This window comes from Nocardia sp. NPDC024068 (genome assembly GCF_040638875.1).
GTDB lineage: Bacteria > Actinomycetota > Actinomycetes > Mycobacteriales > Mycobacteriaceae > Nocardia.
Map to the genome: position 1 here is coordinate 14,099 of NZ_JBEZYU010000038.1, position 12,106 is coordinate 26,204.

The window sequence follows — 12,106 nt, forward strand, 5'->3', positions numbered from 1 at the left end:
CGGCGCGCCGGACGCTGACCGGCAAGACCCGGGCTACCACGCGCGATTCGTATGGGTCATGCCCAGCGGCCGGTGTAGGTGAGCGCTCGTTGCGCCTCCGATTCTCGCGCGCGCTCCAGCGTCGCCTCCATATCGGCGGTGTATACGTGCGCCGTCTTCGGCCGATCGGCACGCACGGTGGGCGCTGTCGCGCTCCGAGGAACGAACCGGGAGATACCCAGCGGCGGCATGAGCTGCCGACTCTGTCCGTGTTCGAGCACGGACCGCGCCAAGGACCGATACATCTCGCTGGGTCCCCGGTCACGGGAAAAGACCACACCGCGAAGCGAAGGCGCGACGCGGTCGCTGATGTAGCCGCCACCACGCGGCTTCGAAGGCTCGGGGACCCCGTCATGGATCGGAACAGTCGGCGGGCTGTTCACGGTTCCGAAGTCCACAGACGGGTTTTCCACCTGCTCTACCGCGCCGAGTGTCGGATCCGCGGCGCCGGCATTTCGCCAATGGCGGAAACGGTCGATCGCATCCTGTCCGATACCCACGTCGTGGTTCGCCCACAGATTCATCGTCGGTCCGAGCTGCGTCCCCGGACCGATACCATGATCACCGGCTTTATCCATCAGAACGACGCGGCTGGACCCGTCGGCAAAGTCCTGATAGGCCTCGAACGACGGAAAGTTGGTACGCGTACCGTCGATTCGCACCCCGTCCTGACCAGGAGTGAACACCAGATCGCCGTTCACGGTGCCGAAGGTACGCCCGAAATCGGGGTTGAATCCGTCGCGAGCTCCGTATTCGACACGCACCGAACCGTCCGGCCGTTGCCAAACCCTGCCTTTCGGCGCGGCAACCCGTGCCTCCGGCGGAACGAGGCCGTCCGGTCCATGGATCTCCGGCCTGACCGATGGGTTCTGCCGCATCACCACGATGCCGTTCTCGTAGTCGACATAGGTGATCACCTTGCCGTGTTCCGGATCGAAGTTCTGCTGGCTTCCCCGCCCATCGCCGAGATTGGTGGCGAGCATAACCGGGTTGAAGACCTCATCCTGTTCGATCCAGTGCGCGACCCGCACAACCCCCTGACCGGGAACCGGTTTGATGCGCGCCACCCGGATCTCCGGTCCGACCCCTTCGTACTTGGGGTCGTAGCTGTTCGGGTTGAGGGCTTCCGCGGTCGCTCTGTCGACTTTCGAGTCGGGCAGTTCGCCGAACAGTTTCAGGAATGCCGCGTCCGAAGCGCCTTGACGTGCGGGGTCGTCACGGCCGAGACCCGGTACGGGGGCCTGAGTTCGCTGATCGGTGAAACGAAGCAACGGTTCGGCGGCTGCGGGCGCATCGAACATTCCGAGTGGGGCTCGAGGCAGATAAGAGCGAAGCCCCAGGAGCAGCGCATCGCCCACGAGCTCCCGAACATCGCCATGCCTGCTTGCCCGGCCTCGCGGAATCTGCAAGAGAGCGGAGTATATGTCGTTGTTCATTTTTGGCTCCTGTCGTTGTTGATATCGTCTACACGGGCTATCGCCTCCGTGCGCACGTTGAAGAGGGCCGATCGAGGAAGCTTCCGAGCCGCTCCGGATCGGCGGGTTGACGGCGGGACCGCACGCCGCGCCCACAAACGGTTGGCCCACCAAAGAACCCTGGTGCAACCAGGTTGACGGGAAAGGTTGTCCCGATGCATGGCAGGTACCTGGCGATCCGTCTGCTACCACTAATCGCTGTCTTCTGCCTCTGCATCGCGAGTACAGGGTGTGCCACCGGCGGGGGTTCCAACACCACAGATACGGAGGGCGCCGGGTGGACCGAAGCGCAGGAGATCACCTACACCAGCGACTTCCCTGTCCAGCAAGAACTCACCGAAACGCGGGCGCTGACACAAATCCTGCAACACCTCACCACCACAGCCAACGCGCTACCCAACGGCGCATCGCTGACGCCACGAACGTCGGTTCGGCGTGGCGACACTTCCAGCGAGAGCCCCGCTGACCCCAAACTGGTTCCGAGTTGCTTGCTCGACGACAAAGTGATCGACGCGCCGCACAAGCTGATCGTCCTATACCAATTGCACGGCACTGCGGGTATGGAGGCCGAGTACTTGAAACAGATCAAGACGGTGTGGGAACAACTCGGCTGGGACACCGGATACAAAGCCGGCTGGGAAATCGTCGAGGAAGAAACCGACGTCGTACAAACACAGACACCGGACCACTACACCCTCGTCGCTCAAGAAATCGCCGGGCGCCGAAGCATAGCTGTCACCTCGCCGTGCTTTCCCCATACCGGAGTAGGCGGCTCCGGCGCGCTACCGGAAGAAGTCCGCCACCGCTGAACAAAGAGCGGCCCCACCACCCGCGCCGAACACATTGGTCACCCAAGAAGCTTTCGGGCGTCGAGAGATCTACGTGACCTCACCCTGCTTCCCCCACGCCGCAGTCGGCGGCTCCAGCGCGCTACCTGAGGAAATCCGGCACCGCTGAACAGGACAACGAACCTGCGAAAGGTCTGGTTGCCCGGGCGGGAGTCGCCGCCGTGAGCGCTACCTCCAGCGGTTGGTGTACGTGAGCGCTTGCTGGACTCGGCGCACCCTCGCCCGCTCCAGGACCCGCTGCGCATCCCGGTCGACGGTCGTCACGGCCGGGCGGGTGATCGCGGCCCGGCCACCGCTCGGTATCTCCGCGCCGAACGGAGTCCGTGCCGAAGAGCCGAACTGCGGCAGTCCCATCCCGCCGGCGGTCATCGACTTCGCCAACTCGCGGTACACGATATCCCGTCCCGGTTCCCGGGAAGCCCTCCTGTCGCGCATCGAACCCGAGAGATTGCCGATGTAGCCGCGACTCTCAGGTCGGATCGTCTCCAGTAGGAGCCCACGGTGCCGCGATATCCAGGCCGGCAGAGCCGCGGGGTGCCCGGCAGGCACCGGACTGCCTGGAGCGGGCCGCGTCGGATATGGTTTGCGCAGGGTCATCCTTCACCGCACATCGTAACCATCTTAAGCATGAACAACGACCCGTCGCGTATTCCTTCAACCTGTTCCTTCAAGAGATTTTCCTGATAGTCCGGACTCTCGAAAATTCGATCGACCGACAGGTTGCAGCCGTCATCCCAGTCGCCCACCGCAATTCCCGCCCATACGTGGGCCGGAGCGTGAGGATGCTGAGGAGTTACACCCGGATATGTTGTGGTCGGCGCTTCCGGGGGCAGCAGTCGAACGGTCATATCCGGTGCTGAAATAATCCGCCCGACATCGTCTACGGCGGGTCCGACGAAGACCACCGTGGATGACGGAAGGTTGCCCAGCGCACCGTGTTCCGCTACTTTCACATACCCTTCGACCTCGACAGAGGACATATGGGCCTGCAACCGGCTCTCCGGCCAGAACCACCACACGAGCGCCGTCAACCCGACCACACCCACGATCACCCAGATCACCGGCTTCCTCCGGCTACCACGGTGATTCGGATCGGGACTATCTGTGTCCATAGACCAGAACTTTAGCCGTGTTCAAGGCACGGAGATCGTCGACGAATCGGCTTCGAACAGTGGCTGAACCCTCGTTCGAAGGCGCTGTTGCCCGGTGTTCGGCAGCCCCGGCCGTTCTCGCCGATGAAATACGGTGCTCCGTCGGCGAGCACAGATCGGCCGAAAACCTGCCCCAGGACCTGATCGACCCCCGGAATCGGCGGATGGTTTTCCCCGACCTCCAGTGGTCGAATGACTTCATGTGTCGCAGTGATCTCGTCGGTGAGTGGAGCGTGGAGACCGGGTACTACTCATCGATGGAAGACGAGTTCGTGGTCTTCTTTCCCGACGGGGTCGGCTCCGTGGAGTACGCACGGCCGTTTATCTCCAACTGGGTTCTGTTCCGGTGGACGCACATTCGATCGAACCTGGTGCGGATCACACCGTATGCGGCATTCACGGAGGAAGACCACGAGTTTGTCGCACGGGAGATCCCGCAACCCGAGGAAGCCCGATACCGGATCGTATCGGAGTCCCGGCCACTGCTGGATTCGCCGGTGCCTGTCCTCTATCTGGAGGATTGTGGGCTGCTGAGAACCGGCTCCGGTTTCGGACTCGTATTCGCCGAACCGCGCGATCAGTGGCGTTGGCCGAATATTCCTGCGGGCGAATGATTTCGAGGGTGGAGATTTCGACCGCCTCGGGGACCTAGTACTCGTCGGCGCCCCACCGCCGCCGAGACCACATCCGAGTACTTCGCACAGATGGGGAATGCCATCCGCGGATGTCACCGCACTGCTGTTGAATTGCCGACCATGAAAGAGCTGTTCGGTGTTCCCCCTTTCCAACCGGATCTCCCCGCCGGCCCGCTGGCCGCCCCCTACACCGGCACCGACCCGGCGGCGACGCTCGCCGCACTCGGCGTCGAGATCGCGGCTCCGGTGGTCGCCGCCACCACGGCATCCGGAGCTCCCGTATGGACCGTGCCGATCGAGCCCGGATACGACGGCCCGGCGCTCTGGGAGCGTATCCGTGAGTTGGGCCCCCGCACCGGTCTGTGGCCGCTGCTGTCCAACAGCGACACCTGGCCCCATTGCGGCCTCGGTATCGAATCCGAACCCCGAGACCCCGGCGTCCCCGAACTCAGCGGCGGAGAGTGGCTGACCAAGGAGCACACCGAATACGCGATAGATCCCGAGGCGATCCCGCGCGGCGGCCCGGCATGGTCCGAGCTCGACCTCAGCGACTACGACTACACCTCTTTCGGCTGGAGCGATATCTGGGCCATCCGCCCCGACTGCGAGGAATTCGACCTGCTCGCCCTGATTCCCGCCGCCGCCCACTGGCTGATCCCGCAGGAACTCGACTGGTCGGGCGCGGTGAACTACGACATCTACGGCGCGATCCACACGGCCGTGTTGCGGCGCTGGTCGGCGAGCCGCGGCTGCGAACTGGTGGCCCTCGACGGTGACACCATGTGGTTGAAGATCGACAAGGCCGTTCTCGACGAGGACGCCACCCTCGCCATGGCGATGGAGGCGTTCCTCTACTGCCCCGACGCCGCCACCCAGGATCGCGATTCGCTGGACGAACTGGCCGCGGCGCTCCTGAACCCGCTGTGGCGCCTCTGGTGGGACTGACCACCGAACCGCGCGCGGTTTGACCGTGCCGCAACGGCATAGTTTTGACTGTCTCCGACAGAGGTCGATTACCTGATCGCGAAGGAGACCCGCTCATGTCCGCGCAGTGGGAACACAAAGTCCTGACCTACAAACTCAAGATGAAGGGCTTCGACTACGGCCAGATGGAACAGGACCTCAACGATCTCGGCCGCAAGGGCTGGGAGGCCGTCGGCACCCTCGCGCCGAGCTTCGGGTCGGGTCAGGCGATCGAACTGGCCGTGATCCTGAAGCGCCTCAACAGCTGAACCGGCCGGGCCTGCTCCACCCCGAACGGCCGGCGAAAAGGGTGCTTCGCGCTACCCGGCACCCATTGCCCCGCACTCCGTGCACCGATAGCCTTCCATTGTCGGTGCACACTTGTTCACCGATCCACAATCGACTGGAGTGTGGATATGAGTCGACAACGGACCGAACGGCCCGAGCCCTGGGCCGACCTGACGCAAGCGGCTTCGCGCGTGGTGAACCGCGAAGCCGAATGGGTTTCGGAGTTCGCGCGTGAGGTCAAAGCGGCCACCGCGAAAAGCCTCCACAGGGCGAACCGCTCGGCCCGCCGCGCCGCGGGCGATATGGAAACCGAACTCGTCGATCTGAACCGCGAGATCGCCGCCCTGGCCCGCGGCGCCCTGCGCGCGCGAACGGATCGCCCGCACCGGCGGTAACCCACCGCCCAGGCGTGCACGAGCGTTCTCCGAAAGCGGCGTCTCCGCACAACCGGCACAACCGCCGCCCCGGCCGAAGCCTGGAGCGACGGTTGCGTGATCCCGACGCCGGGCAGGTACGCGAGGTCCGATTCCATGCGGTCGGAAAATGGGGTGTGGATCGCGGTGATCTGCTCGCGCCCGCGTACTGGAAACGTGGGAGCACCAACACCGAAATCGACGCGACGGCGCGGGTCAGATACGAGAGAGCCGTCGCCGAGGGCGCGAATGCCTACGACCCCGAGCCCTCGACGGCCGTCGACCTGGCGGTGTGAGCCGGGTTCCATCCGCCGGGTGCCGACATCGGCCGCCCGGCTGTGGTTGGTTGAGTGGGTGTATCGCACCCGACAACGTATGGTCCACACCAACGGTGTAACGCTGAACGTGACCGAGGCCGGTGACCGCGGCGCCCCGGTTGTCGTTCTCACCCACGGCTTTCCGGAGCTCGCATTCTCCTGGCGGCACCAGATCCCGGTACTCGCCGAGGCCGGATATCACGTGCTGGCCCCCGACCAGCGCGGCTACGGCGGCTCGAGCAGACCCGAACCCGTCGAGGCCTACGACATCGCCCACCTCACCGATGACCTCGCGGGCCTGCTCGACGATGTCGCCGCCGAAAAGGCAGTGGTCGTCGGACACGACTGGGGCGCGACGGTCGCAGCCGGTTTCGCGCAACGGCACCCGGACCGGATCTCGGCCCTCGCGGTGCTGAGCGTGCCCCCCACACCCCGGCCACCGGCCCCGCCGATGCAGATCCTGGCCAGGCGCTACGGTGCGAACTTCTTCTACATGCTCTACTTCCAGCAGGTCGGACCGGCCGATGCCGAACTCGGCAGCGACCCGGCCACGACCATCCGCCGCCTGCTGAGCGGTCTGCGCGCCGGCGACGCCCCACACGAACAGGCGACCATGCGCCGGCTGTCGGCACCCGGCCCACAGGGTTTCATCGAACGGCTACCCGAACCCGATACCGCACCGGACTGGATCTCCGGCGACGAGATCGACCACTACATCACCGAGTTCACCCGCACCGGATTCACCGGTGGACTGAACTGGTACCGCAACATCGACCGAAACTGGCACCTTCTCGCCGACGCGCCCGCCGCCACCATCCGGATACCGACGCTGTTCGTCGCCGGAACCGCCGACTCCGCGCTGCTCACCACTCCCCGGCACCGGATCACCGAAATAGTCACCGGCCCGTACCGCGAGGTGATGATCGACGGCGCCGGGCACTGGGTGCAGCAGGAACGGCCGAGCGAGGTGAACACCGCACTGCTCGAGTTCCTCCGATAAAGGTGCCTCAGGCGAGCCGCGTGACCTCCACGACCACATCGTGGTCGGTCGAGCGGCCGCCGGAGAAGATGCCCTTCAGCGGCGGTACGTCGGCGTAGTCGCGGCCGACGGCGACCGAGACGTGCTGTGCGCCGATCGGGGTGGCGTTGGTCGGGTCGTAACCCCACCAGCCACCGGTCCACGCCTCTATCCACGCGTGGCTCTCCCCCGCCACCGCGGTCCCGATCTCCGCATCCGGGTCCGGGTGCAGATAGCCGGAGACGTACCGGCACGGTATTCCCATGGCGCGCAGCAACAGCAGCGTCAGGTGGGCGTAGTCCTGGCAGACGCCCTTGCGGTCGGCCCAGGCCTGCACCGCGGAGGTGTGGACGGAGGTGGTGCCCGCGACGTAGGTCATGGCCGAATGCACCCATTCCGCCGCCCGCAGCACCGCCTGCTCCGGATCGACGCCCTCGGCGAGGTCTGCCGCGGCCGCGCGGAGTTCCGCGTCTTCCGGAACGTAGGTGGTCGCCGCGAGCAATTCGGCATAGGTGTCGAGAATTCGCTCCGAACGCAGGTCCGCCCAGCCGCATGCGTCCCGGTCCGCAACTGTCGCCGGTGCGGTTTCCACCACCGAGTACGCCGAGACCTCCAGCGCGTCGTGCGGGGCGTGCACGTCGAAGGCGGTGACCGCGCTCCCCCAGTAATCGGTGTATCGATAGGGCCGGGTGGCCGGAACGGTTTCCACCCGGTTCAGGATGACGTTCTGCCGGCCGTCCGACCGGGGCGTGAGGCGGGCTTCGTTGAACGACCCGGTCACCGCCGAGTCATAAGCGAACCCCGTGGTGTGCACCACGCGCATACGCCAACCCATCGAATCGCCCTCTCTCATATCTCCCCCTCCACCACGGACGCCGGCTCGACGTGGCGACGTGCGTCGGTCCACGCCACCCACGGCGCGGCATGGAAATACTGCAGGGCGACGGCCTCGGTGACCTCGTGACAGGTCTGCTGCAGCGCGCCGAGCCGCGTCTGCAGATCTTCCAGAAGTGCTCCAGGAGGCAGGAATTCGAGCTCACTGCGCGCCTGCCCGAGCAGCCGCTGCGCCTCGTTGCGAGCACCGCGCGCACCGTCCGGTAGCTGATCGAGCTCCAGCAGATAGGTCTCCGCCACCCGCACCGAACGGAAGACCGAACGCGGGAAGAGCCGATCCAGCAGGATGAATTCGGCCACCAGCCGCGCGTCCAGCACACCGCGGTGCGTGCGCAGATAGGAGTCGTGCGCACCCGCCGAGCGCAGCACGCTCACCCAGGCCGGCGAATCGCTGGGTTCGCCGCCACGCGAAAGCAGCAACCGGACCGTCATATCCACCCGCTCGAGCGAACGGCCCAGTAGCAGAAAGCGATACCCGTCGTCGCGGCTGAGGGTGGAGTCGGCCTGCCCGGCGAACATCGCGGCGCGGTCCTCGACATACCGGAAGAACTCGTAGGGCCCCAGGTCCCGGGCCGCGCGGATGGCGCCGCCCAGACCGTGGTAGGCGGTGTTCAGGCACTCCCACAGTTCGGTGGAGGTGACCTCCCGCGCACCGCGCGCATTCTCGCGCGCCGCGGAGATGGACGAGACGATCGATCCGGGTTGCTGCCGGTCGAAGGCGACCAACTCGGTCAGCGACCACACGTCCAGCGGACCCGCCGGCTGTTCGATACCCAGCACCCGCAGCAACACCCGGGCCGCCCGATCGGGGTCGACGGTGGCGTCCTCCAGCAACTGGTGAACTGTGACATCGAGGATCCGCGCCGTATCGTCGGCCCGCTCCACATAGCGGCCGATCCAGAACAGGGATTCCGCGTTCCGCGCCAGCATCGCGCCTCCTACTGCTGTTGTTGCTGCTGCTGCGATTGCGCCGCCGAGTAGTGGCGATCGCGGTCGGTGTGCCCGGTGGCGGCGGGTTCGGCCACCAGTTCGGCAGCCGGATCCCGGTCCGCGCTCTCCCGGTCCACGGCGGTGCGCGGCGCCAACACCCAGGTGTCCTTGCTGCCGCCACCCTGACTGGAGTTGACCACCAGCGATCCCTCCGGCATCGCGACCCGGGTGAGCCCACCGGGCAGCACCCAGACCCGCTCCCCGTCGTTCACCGCGAACGGCCGCAGATCGACATGCCGCGGCGCCGGCCGGTCACCGATCATCGTCGGCACGGTCGACAACTGCACCAGCGGCTGAGCGATCCACCCGCGCGGTTCGGCCGTCACCCGGCGCCGGATCTCCTCGCGTTCCTCCGCCGAGGCGTCGGGCCCGAACACGATGCCGTAGCCTCCCGAGCCCTCCACCGGTTTGATCACCAATTCGTCTATGCGGTCGAGCACTTCGGCACGTTCGTCGTCGAGCCAGCAGCGGTAGGTGTCGACATTGGGGATCAGCGGCTTCTCACCGAGGTAGTACTCGATCATGGTCGGCACGTAGGTGTACACCAGTTTGTCGTCGGCGACACCGTTGCCGACCGCACTGGAGATCACCACGTTCCCCGCACGTGCCGCGTTCAAGATCCCCGCCACCCCCAGTACCGAACCGGGGTTGAAGTGCATCGGGTCCAGGAAATCGTCGTCGATGCGCCGATACACCACATCCACCTGCCGCTCACCGTGCGTGGTGCGCATATAGACGAAGTTGTCGCGGCAGAACAGATCCCGCCCCTCCACCAGTTCCACACCCATCTGCCGGGCCAGCAGCGAATGTTCGAAATACGCGGCGTTGAACACCCCCGGCGTGAGCACCACGACAGTCGGATCGGAAGTGTTCGTGCCCGCCGAGGCGCGCAATGCCCGCAAGAGATGCCCCGGATAATCGCCCACCGGGCGCACCCGATGCGCGGCGAACAGATCCGGGAACACCCGCGCCATGGCGCGCCGGTTCTCCATCACATACGACACCCCCGACGGCGAGCGCAGATTGTCCTCCAGCACCCGGAACACACCCCGCTCGTCACGGACCAGATCGATACCCGAGACATGGATCCGCACCCCGTTCGGCGGTGCGAACCCCGCCGCCGCGCGCTGGAAACTGGGGCAGGTCGTCACCAGCCGCCGCGGCACCACCCCTTCCCGCAGGATGGTCTGCGCACCGTAGACATCGGCGAGGAACATCTCCAGGGCCCGCACCCGCTGCGCGAACCCCTGCTCCAACCGCGACCATTCCGCCGCCGCGATCACCCGCGGCACCGGGTCGAGCGGGAACGGCCGCTCCTGCCCGGACAGGGAGAAGGTGATCCCCTGGTCGACGAAGGCCCGCCCCAGCGCGTCCGAACGCGCCGCCAGCCCGGCCGCGTTCATCCGCTCGAGCGCGGTGTGTATTCCCCGATAGGGCGGACGAACCCGGCCGGCCGGGTCGAACATCTCGTCGTAGGCCCGGCGATGACGGCCGGCATGGTAACCGTCGAAAATCGACGGTGGATACTGCGAAGCCATGGCGACCGCTGTCATGAACCGATGGTCGCGTAAGAATTCTGACCCTGAACTGCCGTGGGAGTTAAATTCTCGAGTCACACCGGTGGCCCGGGCGGCCTCCGCACCGGGACGGTCATGTCGCATTTCCGCCGGAAACCCGGTCCCCACGTCCATACGGTCGGTCGAGTGCGAATCGAAATCAGCGTCGAGGCCCCCGCCGATACCCGGCTCCGCGGTCCCGTCATCCTGTTCATGTCGGTCGCGGCCGCCCTCGGCACGTCGACCATCTACCCGATGCAGCCCGCCATCGCGGATGTGGCGGACACGCTGGGCACGCGGATCACCGCCGTCGGGCTCGCACTCGCATGCGGGCCCATCGGCTACCTGATCGGCCTGGCTCTCCTGGTGCCACTGGTCGACCGCTACGCCCCCGGACGCGTCCTCGCCGTCCAGTTCGGAATCCTCGCGGGTGCGCTCGCGGCCGGCGCCGCCGTCGGCACCGTCCCCGCATTGGGTGCGGTAATCGCCCTGGTCGGAGCGTGTTCGGCGGTGGGGGCGGGGCTGAGTTCGGTCGCGGGCCGGTTGGCTGATCCACGGCGGCGGGCAACGGTCCTGGGGACGGTGACCGCCGGTATCTCGGTCGGTATCCTCGCGGGCCGGATCATAGGCGGATGGCTGGCAGACGAACTCGGCTGGCGCGGGATGCTGCTCGTTTTCGCCGCCGCCTGCGGCCTCGTCGCCGTCTGCTGCCCGGTGGCGCTCCCCGCGACACCCGGTAACGCCGAGCGCGGCTACCTCAGCACATTGCGTTCCCTCCCCGGCCTCTTCGTCCACCACCCGCCCCTGCGCGTCGCCGCACTCCGTGGCGCCCTGTGGTTCTTCGCCTTCTGCGCGGTGTGGGCCGGCCTCGCCGTGGCGCTCTCCGAACCCCCGTACTCCTACTCGGCCGAACGGATCGGCCTGTACGCCCTGGCGGGCCTCTCGGGCATCCTCGCCACCCAGATCGCCGGGGCGCGGACCGACCGCGACGGCGCCCGCCGCGTAATCCTCGCCGGCCTCGCCCTGGCCGGTCCGGCCGCGATCGTCGCGGGCTTCGGCCTCGCGAACACGTTCGCGACACTGGTCTGCCTCGCGGTCTTCGACGCCGGACTGTTCGCCGCCCAAGTGGCCAACCAGAGCACCGTCCTCGCGATCGACCCCACCGCCCCCGCACGCTTCAACAGCGCGTACATGCTGGTCTACTTCATCGGCGGCAGCCTCGGGACCGCGTTCGGCGCGGCGGCGGTCGAATGGTTCGGGTGGGCGGCCACCGCCCTGATCACCGCGGCGGCCATCGGGGTCGCCGCCATGATCACCGTCCTCGCGCCGCCGACACCCGTGAGTACGCCGACTACAGCACGACGGGGATCACCATCGAAATCACCGACCGCTCCCGCTCCATCACTGCCATAGCCGTTCACCTCGACCCCTACCGGCAACCTCACTTGCCGTGTACCGGCGAACCACCCCGGTTTACCGGCAGTCGTGCGGACTCGCACGGTTATCCACGCGGTGCGGG

At 66.6% G+C, this 12,106-nt stretch carries 13 protein-coding genes; 8 read left to right on the forward strand and 5 right to left on the reverse strand.

Going from position 1 to position 12,106, the window contains the following annotated elements; translation table 11 throughout:
- Positions 1-56 precede the first annotated feature (56 nt).
- Positions 57-1,625, reverse strand: a complete 1,569-nt coding sequence (locus AB0F41_RS23060; RefSeq protein WP_357427028.1) for a hypothetical protein — start codon at positions 1,623-1,625, stop codon at positions 57-59.
- Positions 1,626-1,669: 44 nt separating this feature from the next.
- Between AB0F41_RS23060 and AB0F41_RS23065 the strand changes: the two genes are divergently transcribed.
- A complete protein-coding gene (locus tag AB0F41_RS23065) occupies positions 1,670-2,323 on the forward strand; it encodes a hypothetical protein (protein WP_357427030.1) in 654 nt (217 codons plus the stop codon).
- A 632-nt stretch (positions 2,324-2,955) separates the two neighbouring features.
- On the opposite strand, the gene AB0F41_RS23070 is transcribed toward AB0F41_RS23065, so the two are convergent.
- The gene (locus AB0F41_RS23070; protein WP_357427032.1) at positions 2,956-3,474 is read right to left on the reverse strand and encodes a hypothetical protein; all 519 of its coding nucleotides are present in this window, start codon (positions 3,472-3,474) and stop codon (positions 2,956-2,958) included.
- A 239-nt stretch (positions 3,475-3,713) separates the two neighbouring features.
- On the opposite strand from AB0F41_RS23070, the gene AB0F41_RS23075 reads away from it, so the two are divergent.
- From AB0F41_RS23075 to AB0F41_RS23100, 6 genes are all read left to right on the forward strand, one after another.
- Positions 3,714-4,127, forward strand: a complete 414-nt coding sequence (locus AB0F41_RS23075; RefSeq protein WP_357427034.1) for a hypothetical protein — start codon at positions 3,714-3,716, stop codon at positions 4,125-4,127.
- A gap of 141 nt (positions 4,128-4,268) precedes the next feature.
- A complete protein-coding gene (locus AB0F41_RS23080; protein ID WP_357427036.1) occupies positions 4,269-5,093 on the forward strand; it encodes a DUF4253 domain-containing protein in 825 nt (274 codons plus the stop codon).
- Positions 5,094-5,188: 95 nt separating this feature from the next.
- Positions 5,189-5,380 carry a DUF4177 domain-containing protein gene (locus tag AB0F41_RS23085; RefSeq protein ID WP_357427038.1) on the forward strand — a complete coding sequence of 64 codons (192 nt, stop codon included), beginning with the start codon at positions 5,189-5,191 and terminating at the stop codon, positions 5,378-5,380.
- Positions 5,381-5,527: 147 nt separating this feature from the next.
- Positions 5,528-5,794 carry a hypothetical protein gene (locus AB0F41_RS23090; RefSeq protein WP_357427040.1) on the forward strand — a complete coding sequence of 89 codons (267 nt, stop codon included), beginning with the start codon at positions 5,528-5,530 and terminating at the stop codon, positions 5,792-5,794.
- Between the two features lie 92 nt (positions 5,795-5,886).
- The gene (locus AB0F41_RS23095; protein WP_357427042.1) at positions 5,887-6,108 is read left to right on the forward strand and encodes a hypothetical protein; all 222 of its coding nucleotides are present in this window, start codon (positions 5,887-5,889) and stop codon (positions 6,106-6,108) included.
- Positions 6,109-6,187: 79 nt separating this feature from the next.
- Positions 6,188-7,129, forward strand: a complete 942-nt coding sequence (locus tag AB0F41_RS23100) for an alpha/beta hydrolase (protein WP_357427044.1) — start codon at positions 6,188-6,190, stop codon at positions 7,127-7,129.
- A gap of 7 nt (positions 7,130-7,136) precedes the next feature.
- On the opposite strand, the gene AB0F41_RS23105 is transcribed toward AB0F41_RS23100, so the two are convergent.
- From AB0F41_RS23105 to AB0F41_RS23115, 3 genes are read right to left on the reverse strand one after another with little or no spacing between them, the layout of a single operon-like run.
- Positions 7,137-7,982, reverse strand: a complete 846-nt coding sequence (locus AB0F41_RS23105) for a transglutaminase family protein (RefSeq protein ID WP_357427089.1) — start codon at positions 7,980-7,982, stop codon at positions 7,137-7,139.
- A gap of 14 nt (positions 7,983-7,996) precedes the next feature.
- Positions 7,997-8,971 (reverse strand): alpha-E domain-containing protein, encoded by a 975-nt coding sequence (locus AB0F41_RS23110; protein ID WP_357427047.1) that lies wholly within the window; start codon positions 8,969-8,971, stop codon positions 7,997-7,999.
- Between the two features lie 8 nt (positions 8,972-8,979).
- A complete protein-coding gene (locus AB0F41_RS23115; protein ID WP_357427049.1) occupies positions 8,980-10,584 on the reverse strand; it encodes a circularly permuted type 2 ATP-grasp protein in 1,605 nt (534 codons plus the stop codon).
- Positions 10,585-10,734: 150 nt separating this feature from the next.
- On the opposite strand from AB0F41_RS23115, the gene AB0F41_RS23120 reads away from it, so the two are divergent.
- Positions 10,735-12,000 carry an MFS transporter gene (locus AB0F41_RS23120; RefSeq protein ID WP_357427051.1) on the forward strand — a complete coding sequence of 422 codons (1,266 nt, stop codon included), beginning with the start codon at positions 10,735-10,737 and terminating at the stop codon, positions 11,998-12,000.
- Positions 12,001-12,106: the final 106 nt, after the last annotated feature.